General features: G+C 72.2%; 21 protein-coding genes. 12 read left to right on the top strand and 9 right to left on the bottom strand.

Annotated elements, in window-relative coordinates; translation table 11 throughout:
* Nucleotides 1–76: 76 nt before the first annotated feature.
* The gene (locus ACH4LD_RS03175) at nucleotides 77–280 is read right to left on the bottom strand and encodes a hypothetical protein (RefSeq protein WP_132783634.1); all 204 of its coding nucleotides are present in this window, start codon (nucleotides 278–280) and stop codon (nucleotides 77–79) included.
* A 69-nt stretch (nucleotides 281–349) separates the two neighbouring features.
* On the bottom strand, nucleotides 350–808 hold the full coding sequence (locus tag ACH4LD_RS03170) for an RrF2 family transcriptional regulator (protein ID WP_398053424.1): 459 nt from the start codon (nucleotides 806–808) through the stop codon (nucleotides 350–352).
* A gap of 75 nt (nucleotides 809–883) precedes the next feature.
* On the opposite strand from ACH4LD_RS03170, the gene ACH4LD_RS03165 reads away from it, so the two are divergent.
* On the top strand, nucleotides 884–3,838 hold the full coding sequence (locus tag ACH4LD_RS03165; protein ID WP_398053423.1) for a beta-galactosidase: 2,955 nt from the start codon (nucleotides 884–886) through the stop codon (nucleotides 3,836–3,838).
* Here ACH4LD_RS03165 and ACH4LD_RS03160 read toward each other — a convergent pair.
* Genes ACH4LD_RS03160 through ACH4LD_RS03145 form a run of 4 tightly spaced genes read right to left on the bottom strand, consistent with a single transcriptional unit; the run spans nucleotide 3,825 to nucleotide 8,511 of the window.
* The gene (locus tag ACH4LD_RS03160) at nucleotides 3,825–5,339 is read right to left on the bottom strand and encodes an alpha-N-arabinofuranosidase (protein ID WP_398053422.1); all 1,515 of its coding nucleotides are present in this window, start codon (nucleotides 5,337–5,339) and stop codon (nucleotides 3,825–3,827) included. The two genes, ACH4LD_RS03165 and ACH4LD_RS03160, sit on opposite strands and share 14 nt — an antisense overlap.
* 39 nt (nucleotides 5,340–5,378) lie before the next feature.
* Entirely contained in the window at nucleotides 5,379–6,227 is an 849-nt protein-coding gene (locus ACH4LD_RS03155) for a carbohydrate ABC transporter permease (protein ID WP_398053421.1), read from the bottom strand.
* Nucleotides 6,224–7,159, bottom strand: a complete 936-nt coding sequence (locus tag ACH4LD_RS03150; protein ID WP_398053420.1) for a carbohydrate ABC transporter permease — start codon at nucleotides 7,157–7,159, stop codon at nucleotides 6,224–6,226. Before ACH4LD_RS03150 ends, ACH4LD_RS03155 begins: the two co-directional genes overlap by 4 nt.
* A complete protein-coding gene (locus ACH4LD_RS03145) occupies nucleotides 7,156–8,511 on the bottom strand; it encodes an extracellular solute-binding protein (protein WP_398053419.1) in 1,356 nt (451 codons plus the stop codon). Before ACH4LD_RS03145 ends, ACH4LD_RS03150 begins: the two co-directional genes overlap by 4 nt.
* Nucleotides 8,512–8,729: 218 nt before the next feature.
* Here ACH4LD_RS03145 and ACH4LD_RS03140 point away from each other — a divergent pair, with 218 nt between their 5' ends.
* From ACH4LD_RS03140 to ACH4LD_RS03130, 3 genes are read left to right on the top strand one after another with little or no spacing between them, the layout of a single operon-like run.
* Nucleotides 8,730–9,362, top strand: coding sequence for a toxin-antitoxin system, toxin component family protein (locus tag ACH4LD_RS03140; protein ID WP_398053418.1), 633 nt, complete (start codon nucleotides 8,730–8,732; stop codon nucleotides 9,360–9,362).
* Nucleotides 9,359–10,588, top strand: a complete 1,230-nt coding sequence (locus ACH4LD_RS03135) for an MAB_1171c family putative transporter (protein WP_132783627.1) — start codon at nucleotides 9,359–9,361, stop codon at nucleotides 10,586–10,588. The genes ACH4LD_RS03140 and ACH4LD_RS03135 overlap by 4 nt, the downstream gene beginning before the upstream one ends.
* Entirely contained in the window at nucleotides 10,581–11,975 is a 1,395-nt protein-coding gene (locus ACH4LD_RS03130; protein WP_207928237.1) for an FAD-dependent oxidoreductase, read from the top strand. Before ACH4LD_RS03135 ends, ACH4LD_RS03130 begins: the two co-directional genes overlap by 8 nt.
* A gap of 222 nt (nucleotides 11,976–12,197) precedes the next feature.
* Here ACH4LD_RS03130 and ACH4LD_RS03125 read toward each other — a convergent pair whose 3' ends face one another.
* Together ACH4LD_RS03125 and ACH4LD_RS03120 are read right to left on the bottom strand one after the other, a co-directional pair.
* The gene (locus ACH4LD_RS03125; protein ID WP_132783625.1) at nucleotides 12,198–13,043 is read right to left on the bottom strand and encodes an SMP-30/gluconolactonase/LRE family protein; all 846 of its coding nucleotides are present in this window, start codon (nucleotides 13,041–13,043) and stop codon (nucleotides 12,198–12,200) included.
* Nucleotides 13,040–13,813: an IclR family transcriptional regulator gene (locus tag ACH4LD_RS03120; protein WP_398053417.1), complete on the bottom strand. Its 774-nt coding sequence runs from the start codon at nucleotides 13,811–13,813 to the stop codon at nucleotides 13,040–13,042. The genes ACH4LD_RS03125 and ACH4LD_RS03120 overlap by 4 nt, the downstream gene beginning before the upstream one ends.
* Before the next feature lie 140 nt (nucleotides 13,814–13,953).
* On the opposite strand from ACH4LD_RS03120, the gene ACH4LD_RS03115 reads away from it, so the two are divergent.
* The 4 genes from ACH4LD_RS03115 (at nucleotide 13,954) to ACH4LD_RS03100 (ending at nucleotide 16,416) form a co-directional block, all read left to right on the top strand.
* Nucleotides 13,954–14,511 (top strand): hypothetical protein, encoded by a 558-nt coding sequence (locus ACH4LD_RS03115; RefSeq protein WP_398053416.1) that lies wholly within the window; start codon nucleotides 13,954–13,956, stop codon nucleotides 14,509–14,511.
* A 197-nt stretch (nucleotides 14,512–14,708) separates the two neighbouring features.
* Complete coding sequence (locus tag ACH4LD_RS03110) at nucleotides 14,709–14,972, top strand: hypothetical protein (RefSeq protein WP_398053415.1); 264 nt, start codon at nucleotides 14,709–14,711, stop codon at nucleotides 14,970–14,972.
* A 2-nt stretch (nucleotides 14,973–14,974) separates the two neighbouring features.
* Entirely contained in the window at nucleotides 14,975–15,316 is a 342-nt protein-coding gene (locus tag ACH4LD_RS03105) for a hypothetical protein (RefSeq protein WP_398053414.1), read from the top strand.
* 47 nt (nucleotides 15,317–15,363) lie between these two features.
* Nucleotides 15,364–16,416 carry a M12 family metallopeptidase gene (locus tag ACH4LD_RS03100; protein ID WP_398053413.1) on the top strand — a complete coding sequence of 351 codons (1,053 nt, stop codon included), beginning with the start codon at nucleotides 15,364–15,366 and terminating at the stop codon, nucleotides 16,414–16,416.
* Here ACH4LD_RS03100 and ACH4LD_RS03095 read toward each other — a convergent pair.
* Entirely contained in the window at nucleotides 16,403–17,305 is a 903-nt protein-coding gene (locus ACH4LD_RS03095) for a RimK family alpha-L-glutamate ligase (RefSeq protein ID WP_398053412.1), read from the bottom strand. The two genes, ACH4LD_RS03100 and ACH4LD_RS03095, sit on opposite strands and share 14 nt — an antisense overlap.
* A gap of 145 nt (nucleotides 17,306–17,450) precedes the next feature.
* Between ACH4LD_RS03095 and ACH4LD_RS03090 the strand changes: the two genes are divergently transcribed.
* From ACH4LD_RS03090 to ACH4LD_RS03075, 4 genes are all read left to right on the top strand, one after another.
* A complete protein-coding gene (locus ACH4LD_RS03090; protein ID WP_398053604.1) occupies nucleotides 17,451–18,551 on the top strand; it encodes a MerR family transcriptional regulator in 1,101 nt (366 codons plus the stop codon).
* A 10-nt stretch (nucleotides 18,552–18,561) separates the two neighbouring features.
* Nucleotides 18,562–19,167 (top strand): O-methyltransferase, encoded by a 606-nt coding sequence (locus tag ACH4LD_RS03085; protein WP_398053411.1) that lies wholly within the window; start codon nucleotides 18,562–18,564, stop codon nucleotides 19,165–19,167.
* A 77-nt stretch (nucleotides 19,168–19,244) separates the two neighbouring features.
* Nucleotides 19,245–20,729 (top strand): acyl-CoA synthetase, encoded by a 1,485-nt coding sequence (locus tag ACH4LD_RS03080; protein ID WP_398053410.1) that lies wholly within the window; start codon nucleotides 19,245–19,247, stop codon nucleotides 20,727–20,729.
* Nucleotides 20,722–21,642, top strand: a 921-nt coding sequence (locus tag ACH4LD_RS03075; RefSeq protein WP_398053409.1) for a carboxyl transferase domain-containing protein, incomplete at its 3' end; no start/stop codon positions are given. The genes ACH4LD_RS03080 and ACH4LD_RS03075, both read left to right, overlap by 8 nt.

The following is a 21,642-nucleotide window of genomic DNA, read 5'->3' as shown; positions in this document are numbered from 1 at the left end:
ACACCGGGGTTTTCACGTCCTCCTCGCCGTGAGCGGGCGCCCGGTGGTCCGGGCGCTCACACGTGGGCCGTGTCGTTCACTGGCCCCGGACGCCCGTGGGGAGGATCGTCCTGAGGGACGTGACCGGGTGGCCGATCTCCAGGGAGCCGAGGACGCCGTCGAGGAGGGCGGCGCCGGGGACACCGGTGGACGGCGCGGGGCGCGGGGTGGCTTCGGCGGTGGCGGCGCATGCCAGGAGGGCGGCCGTCAGGACGGTGACACAGGCGAGTTTCTTGGTCATGCCCGCCCTAACGACGTACGCCTGCGAGGGAAACCCGCCGGTGCGCCGGCCGGGGGACGGCGTTGCGCCTTACGGGTTCTCCCAGGCCGCCGGTTCCGCCGCCAGGGCGCGGACCGGCTCGGGAAGGGCGTCGGCCGCGAGGTCGGCGAGGGTGACGCCCTCCAGGACGCGGCGGACGTTGGCGCGCAGGGCGATCCACAGGGGCAGCAGCGGCTGGGCGGTGCCGGTGTAGGACAGGCCCGTCGGGCGTTCGCCGCGTACCGACACGATCGGGCCGTCGACCGCCCGGATGACGTCGGCCACGGTGATCGAGGCCGCCTCCCGGGCCAGCCGGTAGCCGCCGCCCCCGCCGCGCCGGCTGTCGACGATCCCGGCCCGGCGGAGGTCGCCGAGAATGCCTTCCAGGAACTTGTGCGGGATCTCCTGCACGGCGGCGATTTCTTCTGCCTTCACCGGGCCGTTACCCTGCCGTACGGCCAGCTCCAGTACCGCCCGTACCGCGTAATCCGCCCGTGCCGAGATCCTCATGGGTCCATTGTGGGGCGTGTCCGTGGGGAGAATGGCCGGACCGCGCCCCCGTAAGATCGCCCGGGAGGATCCACCTTGGCGCTCAGCAGACGTACCTTCAGTGCCCTGGCCGGCTCCGCCGCGCTCGGTCTCGCCCTGGGCGGCAGCGGCGGCCCCGGGGCGCCCTCCGCGTACGCGGGGAGCAGTGCGCCGACCGGTCCGACGCCGCTGCCGCCGCGCGCCGACGGCGAGCGGCACACCATCGGGTACGACCGGTACTCGCTGCTCGTGGACGGGCGCCGGCTGGTGGTGTGGTCCGGCGAGATGCACCCGTTCCGGCTGCCGAGCCCGTCCCTGTGGCGGGACGTGCTGCAGAAGATGCGGGCGCACGGGTACAACGCCGTGAGCATCTACGTGGCGTGGAACTACCACTCCCCCGCGCCCGGCGTGTACGACTTCAGCGGTGTCCGGGACCTGGACCTGTTCCTGAGGACGGCCGCCGAGACGGGGCTGTACGTCATCCTGCGCCCCGGTCCCTACATCAACGCCGAGGTGGACGGCGGGGGTTTCCCCGGGTGGCTGACGGCGACCAGGGGCACGGCCCGGACCGACGATCCGGCCTACCTGGCGCACGTGGACGAGTGGCTGACCCAGGTGAACCGGATCGCCCGCCGGCACCTGTTCACGCAGGGCGACGGCACGGTCCTGCTGTACCAGATCGAGAACGAGTACGACGCCCATGTGGACGAGGCCACCGGGCGGAACTACATGTCCCACCTGTACCGGAAGGTGCGTGCCGACGGGATCGACGTTCCGTTGTTCCACAACGACAAGGGGCGGAACGGGTACTGGGTCCCGGGGTCCTTCGACACCGGTGGGGAGCGGGGCGGCTGGCTGTACGGTTTCGACGGGTATCCGTCGCCGTCGCAGACTCCGCCGGACTGGGGGCACTACGGGCCCGGCGGGGCGAGGGGCGGGGCCACCGCCTCCCCCACCACGCCCGGTTTCGTGCCGGAGTTCGGGGGCGGCTGGTTCGATCCCTGGGGTGGGGCGTGGTTCGACGGCAAGGGGTACGCCGAGTCGCGGCGCACCCGGGACGCCGCGTACGAGCGGCGGTTCTATCTGACCAACCTCGCCAACGGGCTCACCCTGCACAACGTGTACATGACGTTCGGGGGGACGTCGTGGGGCTGGCTGCCCGCGCCGGTCGTCTACACGTCGTACGACTACGGCGCCGCCATCGACGAGGGCCGGAACGTCACGGACAAGATCGCGCCGATGCACCAGCTCGGCCATCTGCTCCAGCGCGTGCCCGACTTCGCCAAGCTGGACCGGGCGGCGGACGTGACGGCCGACGGGCTGAAGGTGTACCACCTGACCAACCCGGACACCGGCACCCATGTGTACGTCGCCCGCAACGACGGCACCGATCCGGTGACCACCGAACTGCCCACCGACGCCGGCAGGCTGCCGGTCACCGTGCCCGGCAAGGACGCCAAGCTGCTCACCACCGGGCTGCCGCTGGGCAGGCGGACCCTGAAGTACGCCACCGTCGCGCCCATGACGGTCCTGACGGTGGGCCGGCAGGACATCGCCGTGTTCGCCGGGCGCAGCGAGGAGATGGCCGAGCTGGTGCTGAAGTGCCCGGAAGAGCCCTCCGTGCAGCGGCTGGACCCGGAGGCCGGCTGGGCCTACGACCGGAACGAACTCCATGTGAACGCCCCCCTCGGCCAGGACGGGCTGACCCGGGTGCTGGTGCGGAAGGGCGAGACGGACACCCCGCTGCTGCTGCTCTTCGCCGACGACGCCACCGCCGTACGCCTCTTCCCGTACGACACCCCGTCCGGGACCCTCCTCGTCTACGGCCCGGCGCTGCTGCGGCACGCGGAGCTGCGTGGCTCGGAGGTCCATCTGACGGGTGACGTCACCGAGCGGACGGGCATGGAGGTGTGGGGCCCGCGCGGGATCGACACCCTGGTCTGGAACGGGCGGAAGCTGCCCACCAGGGCCACGGTCTCCGGCAGCCTGCTGACCACCGGGATGCTGCCGGACGTGCCCGAGGTGCGGCTGCCCGAGCTGGGCGGCTGGCGGATGCGGAGGGAGAACCCGGAGGCGGGCCCGAGCTTCGACGACTCGTCGTGGAAGGTCGCCGACAAGACGTCGTCGTACAGCACCACGGCGGTCCCGGACGGACAGCCGGTCCTCTTCGCTGACGACTACGGCTTCCACTACGGGGACGTCTGGTACCGGGGCGAACTGACCGGCACCACCGGTGTCGAGGAGGTCTCGCTCGCCTACAGCACCGGCACCCAGGGCCTGCTGATGGCCTGGCTGGACGGCGAGCCGCTGGGCACGCACCGGATGCCGGTGCCGGACAAGGACGTGACCATCCGCAAGGGCAGCTGGGCTCAGACGGCGGTCTTCCCGGTGCGTGAGCGGCTGCGCTCCCCCGGCCGGCACGTTCTGTCGGTCCTGGTCCGGCGCATGCAGCACGACCAGGACGGAAAGGCGCTGGACACCCACAAGGTGGCGCGGGGCCTGACGGCGGTCACGTTCAAGGGGGCGTCGCCGAAGGTGCGGTGGCGCGTCCAGGGGGCGGGTGCTCCCGACCAGGTGCGCGGGCCGATGAACAACGGCGGTCTGTACGGCGAGCGGGAGGGCTGGCACCTGCCCGGCTTCCGGGACGGCGACTGGGAGAAGGTGACCTTCCCGCGCGCGGCGCGGTACCAGGGGGTGACCTGGTACCGGACGACGTTCCGGCTGTCGGTGCCGGCCGACATCGACGCGTCGGTCGGCCTGACCCTGGACGACGACCCGTACCGCGCCTACCGCGCGCAGATCTTCCTCAACGGCTGGAACCTGGGCCAGTACATCAACAACGTCGGCCCGCAGCACACGTTCGTCCTGCCGAACGGCATCCTGCGCACCCGGGGCACCAACACCCTCGCGCTGGCGGTCCTCTCGGAGTTCACCACGCTGTCGGGCCCCGGGTCGGTGCGGCTGACGCTGCTCGGCAGGGCGACGGGCGGCGTGCCGGTCACGCCAGTCTGATCACGTTCCAGGACAGCGGCTCCAGTACGGCGGTGAGGGCGCCGTCCCTCAGGACGGTGCCCTCGACCGGGTGCGGGGTGACGCGGTCGGGGTCGGTGAGGGTGTTGCGGGCGTCGGGGTCGGCGTCCGCGAGCGCGCTGTGCTCGGTGACGGCGGTCAGTTCCAGTCCGTTCAGCGCCACTTCCAGGGGCAGGGGCTCGGTGCGGCCGCGGTTGACGGCGAACACGGTGACCGTGCCGTCGTCCGCGCGGACGGCGGTGGCGTGCAGCAGGTCGGTCTCGCCGTACTTCTTCGTCTCGTACGTCGGCGAGTCCACGCGGACGTCCAGCACCTGGCCCCGGCCGTACCGCGCGGCCTGCGCGAAGGGGAAGAACGTCGTCTGCCGCCAGGCCGGGCCGCCCGGCTCGGTCATGATCGGGGCGATCACGTTGACGAGCTGGGCGAGGCAGGCGACGGTGACGCGGTCGGCGTGCCGGAGCAGCGCGATGAGGAGCGAGCCGAAGACGACCGCGTCCGTGACGCTGTAGTTGTCCTCCAGCAGGCGGGGCGCCTCGGGCCAGTCGGACCGGTCGATGGTCCTGGCGTACTCCTCCCACTTCGAGAGGTACCAGACGTTCCACTCGTCGAAGGAGAGGTTGATCTTCTTCTTGGACTTCAGTCTCGCGCCCACGTGGTCGGCCGTCGCGATCACGTTCTCGATGAAGGACTCCATGTCCACGGCCGAGGCGAGGAAGGAGTCCAGGTCGCCGTCGACGGGCTCGTAGTAGGCGTGCAGCGAGATGTGGTCGACCAGGTCGTAGGTCTCCGCGAGGACGGTCGCCTCCCACTCGGCGAAGGTGGGCATGGCCTGGCTGGAGGAGCCGCAGGCGACCAGTTCCACGTCCGGGTCCTGCTGGCGCATGGCACGGGCGGTCTCGGCGGCGATCCGTCCGTACTCCCCCGCCGTCTTGTGGCCGGTCTGCCAGGGGCCGTCCATCTCGTTGCCGAGGCACCAGAGCCTGATGCCGAAGGGCTCCTTGTCGCCGTGGGCGGCGCGCAGGTCGGAGAGGGCGGTGCCGCCGGGGTGGTTGGCGTACTCCTGGAGTTCGAGGGCCTCCGCCACGCCTCTCGTCCCGAGGTTCACCGCCATCATGGGTTCGGCCTGGGGACCGAGCTTCTTCAGGAACGCGATGTACTCGGACAGGCCGAAGCGGTTGGTCTCGGTGGAGTGCCAGGCCAGGTCCAGGCGGCGGGGGCGGTCTTCCACCGGGCCGACGGAGTCCTCCCACTTGTACCCGGACACGAAGTTGCCGCCCGGGTAGCGGATGGTGGTGACGCCGAGTTCGCGGACCAGGTCCAGTACGTCGGTACGGAGGCCGTCGGCGTCCGCCGCGGGGTGGTCCGGTTCGTAGATGCCGGTGTGGACGCAGCGACCGAGGTGTTCCACGAAGGAGCCGAAGAGGCGGGGGCTGACCGCGCCGATGGTGAAGGCGGGGTCGAGGGTGAAGCGAGCGGGGTGCATGGTGCCTTCCGGGGTGGGTGGCTTGTGTGCGGACTGTGGCTACTGGCCGGCCAGGCCGGTGTGGGCGACGCCCGCCACGATCTGGCGCTGGAAGAAGACGAAGACGACGATCAGCGGCAGTCCCGCCATGAGGCCGCCGGCCATCAGCTGGGCCCACTGGATGCCGTAGGAGTTCATGACGGTCGCGATGCCGTTCGGCATGGTCATGAGGTCGGGGTTGTTGGTCACCATGTAGGGCCACAGGAAGTTGTTCCACGAGGCGATGAAGGTGAAGATGCCGACCGCGGCGAGGGAGGGGCGGGCGAGCGGGACGACGATGGTGAAGAAGACCCGCCAGCGGCCCGCGCCGTCGATGAAGGCGGCCTCCTCCAGTTCGCGCGGGACGCCCTGGAAGAACTTGTAGAGGATGTAGACCATCGCGGCGGGCGCGCACTGCGGCAGGATCATGCCCCAGTACGTGTCGACCATGCCCATCTGCTGGACCGTGGTGAACAGGGGCACCCCGAGGACCGCCGGGGAGATCATCAGGCCCGCCATGACGAGGCCCATCAGGACGCCCTTGCCGCGGAAGTCGGTGCGGGCGAAGCCGTAGCCGGCCAGTGCGCTCACCAGCAGGACGATCGTCGTCACGCAGACCGAGACGACCAGGGAGTTCACGAACCAGTCGGTGATGTCGCCGGTGTCGAAGAGGGCCTTCCACGCCTGGCCCGTCCAGTGCTCCGGCAGCCAGTGCGGCGGCACCTCGACGGCTTCGGTCTCCGACTTCAGGGAGGTGAACAGGCCCCAGGCGAGCGGGGCGAGGAAGACGGCGGAGACGGCCGCGCCGAGCAGGGTCAGGACGATCTGGCTGGGGGTCCACGCCTTGCGCGGCTGGGTGGTCGCGCTCATCGGGCGGCCTCCTCACGGTTGCGCAGCAGCCACATCCGCGCGAGGGCGACAGCCGCGATGATCACGAAGAAGACGATGGAGATCGCGGAGGCGTAGCCCACGCGGTAGCTGGTGAAGCCCTCTTCGAGGGTGTACTGGACGAAGGTGCGGGTGGAGTTCTCCGGTCCGGGGCCGAAGTCCATCATCACGACGGCCTGGTCGAAGACCTGGAGCGAGGCGAGGATCTGCAGGGCGATGACGAGCCCGGTGATGGTGCGCAGCATCGGCAGGGTGATGTGGATCATGCGGTGCCAGGCGTTCGCGCCGTCCAGCTTCGCGGCCTCGTAGAGGTGGCCGGGGATGGACTGGAGCGCGGCGAGGTAGAGCAGGAAGCTGAAGCCGACCGTCCACCACAGGGTCTCGATGACGATGGCGAGCATCGCGTACGACTTGTCGGTCAGCCAGGGTGTGTCGCCGCCGAAGACGTGGTTGATCATTCCGGTGCCGGGGTTGAACAGCCACTGCCAGAGGTTGCCCGCGACGGTGGAGGGCAGGAGGAAGGGCGCGAAGAAGCACAGGCGCCAGAGCCACTTGCCGCGCTCGATGTGGTGGGCGAGCATCGCCAGGAGGAAGGCGAGGACCGTGATGCAGGGCACGACCAGGAGCGTGAAGTACGCGCTGTGACCGAGGGCGTCCCACATCAGCGGGTCCTTGAGGGCCTCGCGGTAGTTGCCGAGGCCGATGAAGCTCTCGCCCTGGCCGGAGATGTTGGCGTCGGTGAAGCTCAGGTAGATGCCCCGCAGCAGCGGCCAGATCACGAAGAGCGCGAACAGGACGAGGAACGGGGCGACGAACCAGCCGCCGTGCTGGAAGCCCTGCTTGCGGCGGACGGTGGCGCCGGCGGCGGCTGACCTCGCCCGTGGGGGTGCGAACACGGTGTCGGCGGTCGTCATGCGGACGCACCTTCCTGCGCGGCGGTCCTGCCGTTCATGGGGTTCTTCATCGCGAGCAGCGTGCTCAGCTCGCTCTTCATCCGGCGGGCCGCCGCGTCGGGCCTGGTGGAGCCCATCGTGGAGGACACGACGACCGGTCCGACGCGCTGGGCGAGGATGCCGGTGGAGCCCGCGAACCACACCTTCGGCTCGTTGGCCTGGTGGTCCATGGCGGACACGTACTCGTTCTGCGGGTACAGCTTCTGGTACGCGGGCGTGGACAGGGTCGGCAGATGGGCGGGGATGTGACCGCCCGCCGCCCACTGCCGGGCGTGGGTGACGACGTAGGCGGCGAGTCGGTGGGCGGCCTCGTCGGCGGCTCCGCCGCGGTCGGACTGGTGCGGCAGCACGAAGGCGTGCGACTCGGCGTGCGTGGCCTGCTTGCCGAAGACGGGCGGCAGCGGGATCGCGCCGTAGTCGAGTTCGGCGCCGGTGTAGACCGGCACGGACCAGTTGCCCTCCCAGGCGAAGGGGGCGCCGTTGATGAACTGTTCGGCGTTGACGGAGCCCATGGCCGGGTTCGCGTATCCGTCGGTGACGTGCCGGCGGAGGAACTCCAGGACCTGGGTGGCCTTGTCCGTGTCGAAGGTGACCCCGGTGCGCGCGTCGTCGAACCAGGTGCCGCCGAGCTGGGTGTAGAAGGCGACGAAGAACCACCACTGGAAGTTCTGGTCGTTGATCCACAGGCCGATGGTCTGCAGCCCCTTCTTGGTGGCCTTCCTGGCCTCCTTGAGCACGCCGAACCAGTCGTCGGCCGATGTGACCGGGACGATCCGGTCGTCGGCGCCGAGCAGGCCCGCCTTCCTCAGGACGTCCTTGCGGTAGAAGCAGAGCTGGACGTGGACGTCGAGCGGGAGGGCGTAGAGCTTGCCGTCGATGACACCGCGCTGCCACAGCCGGGGGTTGTAGTCCTGCTCGCGCAGGCCGTACTCGGCGAGCAGGCCGACGTCCCAGGCGTCCAGGAGCCGGCCCGGCGAGAAGCCGGCGACGCGGCCGATGTGCATGACGCCGAGGTCGGGTGCGCGGTTGCCGGCGGCCGCCATGGCGAGCTTGGTGTAGAAGGGGTTGCCCCACTGGAGGGTGGAGTCCTTCACCGCGATGTCCGGGTGTGCCGCGCGGAAGGCGTTCAGCATCGCGATCATGTTGGAGCCGTCGCCGCCGCTGAAGAGATTCCAGTAGCGGACCCGGGTGTGCGCGCTGGAGGCGAGTGCGTCGGCTCCGCTGCCGAGGGCGGCGAAGCCGAAGCCGGCGGCTGCCGTCAGGCCGGCCGCCGTGCCGAGAAGTCGCCTGCGATTCAGGCCAGGTTGTCCCATACCTTGCCCCTACCGTTCGAGGTATCGCCGTTCGAGATATCGGATGGCGCTCGTAACTTCGAACGGGACCGTAGGTTCGAAGCGCTTCCGCGTCAATGGGTCGGGCACAAGCTCATAGATGGTTCCTTGTTGAACAACGGTCGCCGGATCGCATGACGCGGACACATCCAGGCGCGTACGCTCGGACCAGCCGCAACCGGTGGTGGGAAGGGAGACAGATGAGTTTCGGGGGCGCGCGGGAGCAGGCGGCACGCCTGACCTCACGACTGCGACGCTCCCGCTCCGGCCCGGCCCGCCTACGGCGCTCCGGTCCCGGCTCGGCGATGCGCGCCCTGGCCGGCGACCTCGCCGCCGCCGTCCGCGCCCGGCCCGAACCACCCGACGGCACACGGGCGTTGTGCCGGGCGCTGTGCGAGGAGATGAGCGCGCTGCGGGCCGGCCGGCCGGTGGAACTGCGCTTCGAACGCTTCCCGGACGAGCTCGAAGTCACCGGTCTGTGGGTCGAGTTCGCCGACTTCGACCTGGTCATCGTGGAGGAGCGGGCCGAGGCCGTGCAGCAACTGGTCATCCTCGGGCACGAGCTGTGGCACCTGCACGCCGGGCATCGGCACCACCATCTGGCCGGGGCCGCCGCCGCCCGCGCCCTCACCGACACGCCCGGCTGGCGGGAGGCGGCCCTCACCGTGGCCGCCCGCGACGGCTCCCGGGAGACCGACGAGGCCGAGGCCGACGACTTCGGACACCGCCTGGCCACCCTGTTCCGGGACCACCTCGGCGGGGCCCGCACCACCCCGCCCGACCCGGTGCAGCGTTCCCTCGGATACCGGGGGCGTCGCGGAGCGGCCCGGTGATCCGGCTGGCGCTGAATCCCTCGGGATTCCTGAACGAGTTCTACATCTCCTTCTGGATCCCCACGGCCGTGCTCACCGCCGCCCTGGTGATCAAGCTGCCCACCATCATCCGGCTGTGGCGGGACCCGCTGCTGCGCGCGGTCGGCGGCCTGCTCCTGCTCGCCTGCGCGGTGTTCGTGTTCTGCACCCCGTCCACCATCGCCTGGGTCAACCGGGTGACCGGCGTGCCCAACATCTCGGCGCCCTGGTGCTATTCGCTGATCACCGCTTTCTGCGGCTCCTGTCTGCTGCTCATCATCACCTGGCGCAACGGCCTGTCCGACCGCTCGGCCGCCACCCGCCGCGCCATGCGCTGGGTGATCTCGGTGTACTCGGGGGTGATCGTCGCCCTGTGGGTGCTGTTCCTGCTCGCCGACGCCCCCGAGGAGCGGCTGCGGGACCTGGACACCCACTACGCGACCACCCCGTTCATGCGCGAGGAGATCCTGCTCTACCTCGTCGCGCACGCCGTGGCCTGCCTGATCACCTCCCGGCTCATCTGGAACTGGGTGCGCACCGAGGGCCTGGACGCCTGGCTGCGCTGGGGCCTGAAGCTGCTGGGCGCCGGCTACGTGCTGAACCTGATCTTCGACGCGGTCAAGCTGATCGCCGTCGTCGCCCGCTGGTTCGGCCAGGACCTGGACTGGCTGAGCACCAATCTGGCCCCGCCCGTGGCCGCGCTCTCCGCCATCCTCATCGCCGTCGGCTTCATCCTGCCGCACGCCGGCCAGTACCTGCACGACCGCTGGCGGGTCCGGCTCGCCCACCGTGACCTGCGGCCCCTGTACCAGCTGATGCGCACCGCGAACGGCGAAGGGGTGCCGTTCGTGCTGCGCGCCACGCCCGAACTGCGGCTCACCCGGCGCGAGACGTTCATCCGGGACGTGCTGCTGCCGCTGGCCCGGCACATCGACACCGGGCTCGGCCGGCGCGCGTACGACGCCGCGCTCGGCCTCGGCCACCCGCCCGAGCGGGCCCGCGCGCTGGCGGCCGCGGTGAGCATCCTCGACGCCGTCGAGACCAAGGCCCGTACGCCGGAGCCGCCCGAGGCGGCCACCGGGCCGGACACCACGAACCTGCTCCAGGAGATCGGGGCCGTCTCCCGAGCCCTCCGCCGTTCCGACGACATCGCGGCGGTGCGCGCACGTGCGGCCGTCCCAGCAGAGAGCGTTGCCGTTCATGAATGAGCACAGACCCACCGCCGTCGTTCTCGGCGGCTCCCTCGCCGGCCTGCTCACGGCCCGTGCTCTGGCGGCCGGCGGCGCCCGGGTGACGGTGGTCGAGCGGGACGCGCTGCCCGACGGGCCCGCGCCCCGCAAGGGACTGCCGCAGGCCCGGCATGTGCATCAGCTCTGGTCGGGCGGGGCGCGGGCGCTGGAGGAACTGCTGCCGGGGGCTATCGGGCGGTTGCGCGCGGCCGGGGTGAGCCGGGTGCCGATGACGACGGACATGGTGGCGCTGTCCCCGTACGGCTGGTACCGGCGCTGGGCCGAGTCCGCGTTCATGCTGCCGGCGAGCCGGGATCTGCTGGACTGGGTGGTGCGGGGGCTGGTGCTGGCCGACGAGCGGATCGCACTGGTGGAGCGGGCCGAGGCGACGGGGCTCACCGGCGCGGGCGGCGCGGTGACGGGGGTGCGCATCCGCGCCCACGACAGCGCCGAGCGGACGCTGACGGCCGACCTGGTCGTCGACGCGACCGGGCGCGGTTCGCGGGCGGCGGGCTGGCTGACCGGGCTGGGGCTGCCCGCCGTCGAGCGGCGGGAGGTCGACTCCGGGCTGGTGTACGCCAGCCGGCTGTACCGGGCGCCGGAGGCGGCCCGGGCCGGCTTCCCGGTCGTCAACATCGAGCCCGATCCGCGGGGTTCCGGGACCGGGCGCGGGGGCGTGCTGATGCCGGTCGAGGACGGCAGGTGGATCGTCACGCTGTTCGGGGGCCGCGGTGACGAACCGCCGTCCCGCGCCGAGGAGTTCGAGCGCTACGCCCGTCACGGGCTGCGGCATCCGCTGATCGGGGAGCTGCTGGGCGGGGGCGCGGAGCCGCTCGGCGAGGTCGCGGTCACGCGGACGACGGCGAACCGGCGCCACTTCTTCGAGCGGATGCCGGTGTGGCCGGAGAACTTCGTGGTCGTCGGCGACGCGGTGTGCGCGCTGAACCCGGTGTACGGGCACGGCATGGCGGTGGCCGCGCGATCGGCGCTGGCCCTGCGGGACGTGGTACGGCGTCAGGGGCTGGGCAGCCGGGGACTGGCCCGGGAGGCGCAGAAGGCGGTCGGGCGGACGGTCCGGGCGGCATGGGATCTCGCCGTCGGGGCGGACGTGTTCTATCCGGGCGCGACCGAGGAGGGGCCGACGCTGCGGGACCGGGTGCTGGCCGCGTACGTCGGCCGTCTGCTGCGGACCGCCACGGGGAACGGGCGCGTGGCCCGGCGGGTGACGGACGTGACGGCGCTGGAGCGGGGGGCGGAGGCGTTGCTGGCGCCGAGTGTGGTGGTGGCGGCGGTGGCGGGCCCTTTGAAGCCGGCGCTCACGGCTCCGCCGCTGACCTCTGAGGAGCGCCGGTCTGCGGGGTTGTAGGGCGCGGGGGCTCCGCCGTCCGCCGGCCGCGGGTCCGTGGTGGCTGGTCGCGCAGTTCCCCGCGCCCCTGGGGAACTGCGGTTCCGTCGGTTGTGTGGTGCCGTGGCCGCTGCCGGCCGGTGTGGCCGCGGGCAGTCGTGCCGCTGGGGCGGCACGGGTGGGCGCGGCGGCACCCCGTCAGCGCCGGGTCGCGCGGGCCACCCCCGAGCCGCGCCGGTGGGGTCAGCCCTCGAACGCCGGTTGGGGCAGGCCCTGTCCCGCGTCGGGCACCACGAGCAGGGAGCCCGACAGGGGGTCGGAAGGCGGCAGGCCCGTGCGGGCGGTCGTGATGTAGAGGTCGGTCAGGGCGGGGCCACCGAACGCGCAGGCCGTCGTGCGGGGGGTGGGCAAGGTGATCACCCGGTCCAGCTCGCCGGCGGGCGTGTAGCGGCGGACCGCTCCCCCGTCCCACAGCGCCACCCACACACAGCCCTCCGCGTCGACGGTCAGCCCGTCCGGGAAGCCCGCGCCCTCCTCGATCTCCACGAGCGTGCGGCGATCACGGATGCCGTCCGCGTCGTGGTCGAAGACGTCGACGCGCCGGGTGGGGGTGTCGATGTAGTACATCAGGCGGCCGTCGGGGCTCCAGCCCGTGCCGTTGCTGACCGTGACGTCCGGCAGGACGGTGCGCACGGCGCCGTCCCCCGTCAGCCGGGACAGCGTGCCCCCGCCGGGCGCCTCGTCGTACCGCATCGTGCCCGCCCACAGCGAACCGTCGGGCGCCACCGCCGCGTCGTTCGCGCGGCGCCCCGCGACCGGCTCGTGGTGCAGCCAGCGGAACGTGTCGTCGGGGTCCAGCAGGCCCACGCCGTCCCGCAGGTTGAGCACCAGGCCGCCACCCGCCCGGGGCTTGGCCGCGCCGACGTGCTGCGGTGTCGTCCGGACCGTGCGCCGGCCGGAGGAGGGCTCGTAGGTGTGCAGCCGCGCGCCCAGGATGTCCAGCCAGATCAGCCGGCCCGTCGCCGGGTCCCAGGTGGGTCCCTCGCCGAGTGCGGCCTCCGCCCGCACCGCGACCTCGTACGCCGTCATGCCGCGCTCCGGTGGCCGAGCCGCTCCGACAGTTCCGCCGCGCCCTTCGCGGCCAGTTGCTCCAGCTCGGCCCGGCGCTCTTCGCTCCAGCGGATCATCGGGACGGAGATCGACAGCGCGGCCACGACCTGTCCGGTGCGGTCGTGGACCGGCGCGGCCACGCAGGAGACGTCGGGGTTGGACTCGCGGTTCTCCACCGCGATCCCGCGCTGCCGGATGTCCGCGAGGACCTCGCGCAGGGCGGCCGGGTCGGTGATGCTGTTCGGGGTCATCGCGGCCAGTTCGGTCCCGTCGGGGATCCGCGCGGTCAGCTCCGGCTCGGGCAGCGAGGCCAGCAGCATCTTGCCGACGGAGGTGCAGTGGGCGGGCAGCCGGCGGCCGGCGGCGGAGACCATGCGGACCGCGTGCGTGGAGTCGACCTTGGCGATGTAGATGACGTCGGTGCCCTCCAGGATGGCGACGTGCACCGTCTCGTCGCAGGTCTCGGCGACGGAGCGGGCCACCTGCTGGCCCTCGGCGGCGAGGTCGAGCTGCTCGGCGTAACGGCTGCCGAGCTGGTACGGCCGTACCCCGAGCCGGTACCGTCCGGGCTGGCCGGGCACCGGCACGATGTACGACCGGGCGGCGAGCGTGGTGACCAGCTCGTGCACGGTGGTGCGGGGCAGCTGGAGCTTGCGCACGATGTCGGGGGCGGAGAGCGTCCCGTCCCCGTCGAGGAACAGCTCAAGAATGTCGAGAGCCCGGGTCACGGCAGGCACGAGGCGTCCCACGTCCGGCCCCCTCCCTTGGTCTGGCGTCTGCGTTCGAGATTTCAACAGACGATCGGCATGACGAACACAGGCTAGTCATGGTGGGTGGCGCGGGCAATGGGTCGGGAACGACACCTGTGGTCACGGGCACCATGGACACCATGGATCTCGACTTCCAGCTGGTCCTGCTGCGCCGCATGGCCGACCACAACCCGGACCTCGTGGAGGACGCCCGGCGGTGGCTGGGCGCCTCGGTCGGGGACATGCGGGAGGCCAACAAGCGGTGGCAGGCCATGGTCCGCTCACCCCGGTCCCGGGGCGCGGCCGCCCGGTACCGCTCCGTCCTCGGCGAACCGGAGTCCGTGGTGCCCCGTCGGCTGGGCGACGTCGACTGCGAGGCCCGGCGGTGGGCCCTGCCGCTCTGGCCCGCCCTGCGCTTCGAGGTGCTCGTCGGACCCGACGGCGGGGTCTGGAACGCGTGGCTGGTGCGGGCGCCGGGTGCGCCGGCGCCGCAGCTGCGCACGCTGGAGGATCTGACCCCGTGGTCCTGCACGGTGGACGAGGCCGCCCGCGCCTTCGCCCCCGCCCGTCCGCTGGAGGGCACCGCCCCCACCCGGTGGGGACTGGCGCTCGCCGCCCCCGACCACGACGGCGTACGGCGGCAGGTGGTCGCCGAGTTCACCTGGGGGCTGCTCCAGCGGACGGCCGTCCTCACCTGAGCACCAACTCCCTTGTTCACGGCGCTTTCTGACGCTGCCCCCGTTCCCCGGGATGCAGGGCTGCGAAAGCTGGAGCAGCATCGGAAGTAGCGGAATTCCGTTGTCCCGGAATTCACACGCCGGGTCAGAAATGGCTCGTTCAACGGTTCATCACCACACCCATTCAATGGTCAATCAAAGGGGATGGGGTGTTTCGCATGTCCAACAATCAACCGTCGGGCGTCCCGGCACCGCTCCAGGCCTTCGAGCCGGGTGTCGAACTGCTCCAGGAGGCCCCGGAGGAGGACGTCCGGAGCGGGCTCGATTCGAGGGTCCACGAGGACGAGGGTTCGGCGGCCGGTACCGCCGACACCGCGGCCGTGCCGCCCCCTCCCGTCGTACCGGAGGAGGAGGTGCCGCAGGACACGCTCGCGGAACGGTGGCGTCGGCACATCGAGGCGGCTCGGCAGCGAGGAGAGTGATCATGCCGTACTTCCGCAACAGTCATTCCTCGACGATCCAGGTGGCCGGAATGTACTGGGACCCGCAGGCATGCGGGCAGTACGGGAACTACCGGACCATGGGCTGGTGGCGCATCAAGCCCTACGAGCGGGTTCTCATCGCGCCCAACAACCAGCAGTTCTTCTACTGGTACGCCGAGTCCGACGACGGTCACACATGGAGCGGCCGCTACGGTCCCGTCTACACGTATCTGTACCCGTTCGACTCCTGCTTGAATATCGGGTCGACCGGCGCGTGGAAGACGGTGACGATGCGCCCGCACGACCAGTACGCATTTCCCGGTGGCGTGAACGTGGACATATGAGCCCTCGCTGAAGCCCCGCCGTGGAAGCAGACTCAAGGAGCGTCGTCATGGCCACCGAGCAGGACAAGGGCCCCGCGCGGTACTGCGCTCAGCCCCCGCAGAGAATACCCGCACTCCCCCCGGACCTCAGCCTTCCCCGGACCAGGGCGATACTGCTCAACCGGGCGAAGTGGGTGAACGGTACCCAGCTGCGGTACTCGTTCCTGGACGGCGCCGGAAACGGCGTGCCGAAGGCGTGGCTGACCGAGGTCCACAACGGCTTCCAGGAATGGGAGGACCTCGGGATCGGACTGCGGTTCCGCCCCGAGGACGACCCCGCGGAATCCGAGATCCGGATCGCCTTCGCCGACGACGGGTCCTGGTCGTACGTCGGAACGGACTGTCTCGGCATCGGTTCCGGGGAACCCACGATGAACTTCGGCTGGGACCCGACCTCACCCTATGGAAAGGTCACGGTCCGGCACGAGATAGGGCACGCGATCGGTTTCTCCCACGAGCACCAGAATCCGTTCGCGGGCATCGAGTGGGACGAGCCGACGGTGTACGCGCACATGGCCGGCCCGCCCAACTTCTGGCCGCATGAGATGACTTACCAGAACATCATCCGGAAACTCTCCACCGACGAGGTGAGCGGTTCGCAGTGGGACCCGTCGTCCGTCATGCACTACGGGTTCGAGGCGGGTCTCATCAAGCGGCCGGAAGCATACCGGAACGGAATTCCCTCCCCCCGGGGACTGTCCGAGCACGACAAGGAGTACGTGCGCACCTGGTATCCACCGCTGGCTCCGCACCTGGACGCGCTGAAGCCGTTCCGGTCGGCGGTCCTCGACCTCGCCTCGGGTGAGCAGGCCGATTACGAGGTCACCCCGGAGAAGAGCCAGAAATACCAGTTCGGCTCGTTCGGCGACGCCGATGTGCTGATGGTCCTGTTCGAGGACGTGGGCGGTGAGAACCTGCGTTACGTCACCGGTGAGGACGACAGCGGGGAGAACCGCAACGGCCGTTTCGAGGTCAAGCTCCTCAAGGACCGCCGCTACGTCCTGCGCGTCCGGATGTACTCCACGTGGGGTGCGGGGGGCGCGTCGGTCATGTACTGGTGACCGTCGGCCCCGGGGCCGTGTCCTCGGCCGCCGCGAGGATCGCCTCCGTCACGCGCGGCAGCGAGTCCGGGTGCAGCCACAGGAACAGGTTCGGCTCCACCAGCTCCAGTTCCATCAGGCGGGGCTCGCCGTCCTCGCCGTCCACCAGGTCCACGCGCGCGTACAGCAACCCGGGCGCGCCGGGCACGGCCGCCAACGCCTTCTCGGCGACGGCGAGTTCGGCGTCCGTGGGCTGCCAGCGCTCCAGGTCCGGGTGGGCCACCTTGTCGGCGTCGTACGGGGTGCCGGGCGAGAGCACGGCACCCTTGCGGCTGGCATGCAGCAGCCGCCCGCCGAAGAACTGCAGCGCCCGCTCACCGCGCACGTCGATGCCCGGCATGTAGGGCTGCACCATCGCGGTGAAGCCATCCGCGTGCATCCGCGCCAGGTGCCGTACCGCCGTGTCGTGCTCGGCGGGCGTGTAGCGGGCGGCGAACCGGGCGCCCGCGCCCGAGGTCGGCTTGATCACGAACTCGTGTCCGGTCGGCAGGCCGGCCGGCTCGCCGGGGGCGAGGTAGCGGGTGGGGACGGTGGGCACACCGGCCGCCGCCAGCTCCCCGAGGTAGCGCTTGTCGGCGTTCCAGCGCACCACGGGGGCCGGGTTGGCCAGCCGGGTCAGCGCGCCGACCCGGTCCACCCAGGCGGCGAACTCCGTGGCCCGCCAGCTGTAGTCCCAGGTCGAGCGGATGACGACGAGGTCGTACCCGCCCCAGTCCACCGCCGGGTCGTCCCAGCACCGGGCCTCCGCCCGGGCACCGGCGTCCGCGAGCGCCCGCACCAGCACCGGCAGGTCCGCGTCCTTGCTCGGCTCGGCTCCGGGGTCGTAGGTGGCGAGGGCTATGCGGGGCACGGCGGACTCCCTGTCGTACGCGGGTTCGACGGTCGGTGCGGCTGTGAGGCTAACAAGCGCCGTGGGAACCGGGACAGCCCCGTTGACCTTCCCCTTCGGTCAAGCCCCAGCATCGGTGGCGGACGACGAGACGCGCGAGGTGCGCATGGAACTGCTGACCATCGGGGCGTTCGCGAAGGCGAGCCGGCTGTCACCGAAGGCACTGCGCCTGTACGACGAGCTGGACCTGCTGCCGCCCGCCCGGGTCGACCCGGACACCGGTTACCGCTACTACGCCCTCGCCCAGCTGGAACGGGCCCGGCTCGTGGCCTGGCTGCGCCGCCTGGGCATGCCCCTGGCCAGGATCCGCGCGGTGTGCGCCCTGGACGCGGTGGACGCGGCCCGGGAGATCCGGGCGTACTGGGCGCGGGTGGAGGCGGAGACGGCCGTACGGCGGGACCTCGCCGCGTTCCTCGTCGAGGAGCTGACCGGCGAGTCGAGGGGGAGACACACCACCATGCTGGAACTGCGTTACGCGGCGCGTTCGGACCGCGGGCACGTCCGCCCGGCCAACCAGGACACGGTGTACGCGGGCCGCAGGCTGCTCGCCGTCGCCGACGGCTGCGGCCCGGCGGGGGCGCCCGCGAGCCATGCCGCCGTGGCGGCGCTGAGGTTCCTGGACGAGGAGGAGGAACTGGCCGCCGGCAGTGTGCTGAACCTGCTGGAGGACGCGGTGCGCGGGGCGAACGAGGCCGTACAGGACCTCGCGAGGGCCGCGGGGGACGGCGGCGAGGAGAGCGGGACGACGCTGACCGCGCTGCTGTGGACGGGGTCGAAGCTGGCCCTCGTGCACATCGGGGACTCGCGGGCGTATCTGCTGCGGGACGGCGAGCTGTTCCGCATCACTCACGACCACAGCGTGGTCCAGTCGCTGATCGACGAGGGACGGCTGACGGAGGAGGAGGCCGAGAGCCATCCGCAGCGGGCCCTGCTGCTGAAGGCGCTGGGCACCTCCGGTGCGCCGCCGGAGCCGGATCTGCGGGTGCGGGAGGCCCGGGACGGGGACCGGTACCTGGTGTGCTCGGACGGGCTGACCCGGGTCGTCCCCGACGCGCTGATCAAGGAGCTGCTGGCCGCCGGGTCCGCCCCGGAGGCCGTCGTACGGTCCCTGATCGGCGCGGCCAACGCGGCGGGCGGTCCCGACAACGTCAGCTGTGTCGTCGCCGATGTGGTGACGGCCGCCCGCCCGTCCGTGCCCGTCGGCTAGAACTGGCCGTATGGCACAGGACGGTACCGGCGCGTACACCGGTGCGGACGGGCTGCCGCCGCTCGTGCGGCACGCCCTGGCCGCCGCCCGCGCGCACGGCTTCCCCTTCTCATGCCGGCCCGAACAGGGCCGCCTGCTGCACACGCTGGCGGGCGGCGCCCGGCTGCGGATCGGGGAGACCGGCACCGGGCTCGGTGTCGGCCTGGCCTGGCTCGCGTCGGGGGCCGCCCCCGGTGTGCGGCTGGTCAGCGTCGAGCGGGAGCCGGAGCGGGCGCGGCGCGCCGCCGAGGTCTTCACCGGCCGCCCCGAGGTCACCGTGCTGACCGGCGACTGGCGGCGGATCGCGGAGTACGGCCCCTTCGACCTGCTCGTCCTCGACGGGGGCGGGCAGGGAAAGGCGCCCGGGGACGCGCCCGCCGACGTGGAGCGGCTGCTGGTGCCCGGCGGGACGGTCGTCGTGGACGACTTCACGCCCGCGGCCGGATGGCCGCCGCTGCACGAGGGCCGGGTCGACCGGGCCCGGCTGCACTGGCTGGACCATCCCGCGCTGCGGGCGGTCGAGCTGCGGCTCGCGGCCGATCTGAGCGCGGTCGTCGGGACGCGGGTCCTGGTGTAGGAAGGGTGCTGTCGTCCCCGGCAGTCGGCCCCGCCGACCGTGCAGTCGGCCCCGTCCGACAGTAAGGAGTGCGCCGCGTGTCCTCCCTCTTCCCCGCTCTGACGGACGGTCCAGGTGAGCGCAGCGAGATGGGGGTCCCCCCGGACGGCGTCCGGGGGAGGGTCGCCCTGCGGTTCGGACCACGGACCTTGACGTACGGCGGGCTGGCGGGCGCCGCGGGTGCCCTCGCCGCGCGGATCGAGGGCTCCGGCCGGGTCGCCGTGTGGGCCACCGCGGAGCTGGAGACCGCCGTCGCGGTGACCGGCGCGCTGCTCGCCGGGGTGGCGGCGGTGCCGCTCAACCCGAAGTCGGGCGAGAAGGAGCTGGCGCACATCCTGTCCGACAGCGCGCCGTCGCTCGTGCTCGCCGCGCCCGGCACGGAACTGCCGCCGGTCTTCGGCGACTTGGCGCGGATCGACGTCGACGCGTCCGCCACCGGTGCCGTCCCTCAGGAGCGCGCCCAGGACGGCGACCCGGCGCTGATCGTCTACACCTCCGGCACCACCGGTCCACCCAAGGGCGCGGTCCTCCCCCGCCGGGCCCTCGCCACCACCCTGGACGCGCTCGCCGACGCCTGGGGGTGGACCGGCGACGACGTGCTGGTGCACGGGCTGCCGCTGTTCCATGTGCACGGGCTGGTGCTGGGTGTCCTGGGCCCGCTGCGGCGCGGCGGCTCGGTACGGCACCTGGGGCGGTTCTCCCCCGAAGGCGTGGCCCGGGAGCTGAACACGGGCGCGACCATGATGTTCGGGGTGCCGACGATGTACCACCGGATCGCGGAGGCGCTGCCCGGCGACCCGGAGCTGGCCGAGGCGCTCGCCGGGGCCCGGCTGCTGGTGTCGGGCTCGGCGGCGCTGCCGGTCCACGACCACGAGCGGATCGCGGCGGCGACCGGGCGCCGGGTGATCGAGCGGTACGGCATGACGGAGACGCTCATGAACACCGCCGTGCGGGCCGACGGCGAGGCCCGGCCCGGGACGGTCGGGGTGCCGCTGCCGGGCGTGGAGCTGCGGCTGGTGGAGGAGGACGGTACGGAGATCACCGCGTACGACGGGGAGAGCGTCGGGGAGATCCAGGTGCGCGGCCCGAACCTGTTCACCGAGTACCTGAACCGGCCCGACGCCACCGCCGCCGCGTTCACCGCCGACGGCTGGTTCCGCACCGGGGACATGGCCGTGCGCGAGCCCGACGGCTATGTCCGCATCGTCGGTCGCAAGGCCACCGACCTGATCAAGAGCGGGGGGTACAAGATCGGGGCCGGTGAGATCGAGAACGCGCTGCTGGAGCACCCGGGGGTGCGGGAGGCGGCGGTCACCGGGGAGCCGGACGCCGACCTGGGCGAGCGGATCGTGGCCTGGATCGTCCCGGCGGACCCGGAAACCCCGCCGGGAACCGAGGAGTTGGCGGACCACGTGGCCCGGCGGCTGGCCCCGCACAAGCGGCCCCGGGTCGTCCGCTACCTCCAGGCGCTCCCCCGCAACGACATGGGGAAGATCATGAAGCGGGCCCTGGCCGATGCCTGAGCGGCTCTCGGCACGGGAGATGCTCGCGCTGGTCGCGGACGCGCACAGCTTCCGTGAACTGCCGGTTCCGATACGGCAGTCGGAGCGGGACGACGGCCCCCTCGGCTGGCAGGGCTACGACGCCTCACGCGCCCGCGCCGCCGCCCGCACCGGCGAGCGGGAGTCGGTCGTCTGCGGCACGGCGCGCGTCGAGGGGACCCGGGCCGTCCTGATCGCCTTCGAGTTCGGCTTCCTGGGCGGCTCGCTGGGCGAGCGCACCGGGGACCGGCTGGAGGCGGCGTACACACATGCCCGTGAACACCGGCTGCCCGTCGTGCCGTTGATCGCGACCGGGGGCAGCCGGATGCAGGAGGGCATGCTCGCGCTCACCCAGCTCCAGCGGGTGGCCCGGCAGTCAACGCTCACCCGCGAGGCGGGGCTGCCGCAGATCGCGGTCCTGCGGGACCCGACGACCGGCGGCGGCTGGGCCACCCTCGGCGCGGGCGCGGACATCGTCCTGGCCCTCCCCGGCGCCCAGGTCGGCTTCGCCGGCTCCCGGGTCCGCCCACCCGGCGCCGACCCGTCCGCGTACACGGCGGAGTCCCAGCTCGCGGCGGGCTCGGCGGACGCGATCGTGGCGCCGGCCGAGCTGAAGGGGGTGCTGGGGAGGTGGCTGCGGCTGCTGGCCGGCCGGGAGGCGGACACCACGGCGGGGGCCACGGCGGGCGTCACGCCGGAAGTCACCCCGGGAGCCACGCCGACCGACGCCGCACCGCCCACCGCCCCCACCCCGGCGACCGTCCCGGGGACCGAGCCCGCCCCACCCGAGCCCGCCCCGGCATCCGCCCAGTGGCCCGCGCCCGCCTCCACCCCAGAGCCCCACGGGGGCAACGCGCCCAGCGCCCACGGGGCCAACGCGCCCAGCCCCGCGCCC

This window comes from Streptomyces sp. NPDC017676 (assembly GCF_044329325.1).
GTDB lineage: Bacteria > Actinomycetota > Actinomycetes > Streptomycetales > Streptomycetaceae > Streptomyces.
The sequence above is the reverse complement of the archived record's forward strand: the minus strand, read 5'-3'. Positions and strand labels throughout refer to the sequence as shown.

What these genes read in the sequence shown, in the direction of transcription:
- ACH4LD_RS03175 (WP_132783634.1), bottom strand. Translation starts at nt 280, where the DNA reads ATGACCAAGAAACTCGCCTGTGTCACCGTCCTGACGGCCGCCCTCCTG.
- ACH4LD_RS03170 (WP_398053424.1), bottom strand. Translation starts at nt 808, where the DNA reads ATGAGGATCTCGGCACGGGCGGATTACGCGGTACGGGCGGTACTGGAG.
- ACH4LD_RS03160 (WP_398053422.1), bottom strand. Translation starts at nt 5,339, where the DNA reads ATGCACCCCGCTCGCTTCACCCTCGACCCCGCCTTCACCATCGGCGCG.
- ACH4LD_RS03155 (WP_398053421.1), bottom strand. Translation starts at nt 6,227, where the DNA reads ATGAGCGCGACCACCCAGCCGCGCAAGGCGTGGACCCCCAGCCAGATC.
- ACH4LD_RS03150 (WP_398053420.1), bottom strand. Translation starts at nt 7,159, where the DNA reads ATGACGACCGCCGACACCGTGTTCGCACCCCCACGGGCGAGGTCAGCC.
- ACH4LD_RS03145 (WP_398053419.1), bottom strand. Translation starts at nt 8,511, where the DNA reads ATGGGACAACCTGGCCTGAATCGCAGGCGACTTCTCGGCACGGCGGCC.
- ACH4LD_RS03140 (WP_398053418.1), top strand. Translation starts at nt 8,730, where the DNA reads ATGAGTTTCGGGGGCGCGCGGGAGCAGGCGGCACGCCTGACCTCACGA.
- ACH4LD_RS03130 (WP_207928237.1), top strand. Translation starts at nt 10,581, where the DNA reads ATGAATGAGCACAGACCCACCGCCGTCGTTCTCGGCGGCTCCCTCGCC.
- ACH4LD_RS03125 (WP_132783625.1), bottom strand. Translation starts at nt 13,043, where the DNA reads ATGACGGCGTACGAGGTCGCGGTGCGGGCGGAGGCCGCACTCGGCGAG.
- ACH4LD_RS03115 (WP_398053416.1), top strand. Translation starts at nt 13,954, where the DNA reads ATGGATCTCGACTTCCAGCTGGTCCTGCTGCGCCGCATGGCCGACCAC.
- ACH4LD_RS03110 (WP_398053415.1), top strand. Translation starts at nt 14,709, where the DNA reads ATGTCCAACAATCAACCGTCGGGCGTCCCGGCACCGCTCCAGGCCTTC.
- ACH4LD_RS03105 (WP_398053414.1), top strand. Translation starts at nt 14,975, where the DNA reads ATGCCGTACTTCCGCAACAGTCATTCCTCGACGATCCAGGTGGCCGGA.
- ACH4LD_RS03100 (WP_398053413.1), top strand. Translation starts at nt 15,364, where the DNA reads ATGGCCACCGAGCAGGACAAGGGCCCCGCGCGGTACTGCGCTCAGCCC.
- ACH4LD_RS03090 (WP_398053604.1), top strand. Translation starts at nt 17,451, where the DNA reads ATGGAACTGCTGACCATCGGGGCGTTCGCGAAGGCGAGCCGGCTGTCA.
- ACH4LD_RS03085 (WP_398053411.1), top strand. Translation starts at nt 18,562, where the DNA reads ATGGCACAGGACGGTACCGGCGCGTACACCGGTGCGGACGGGCTGCCG.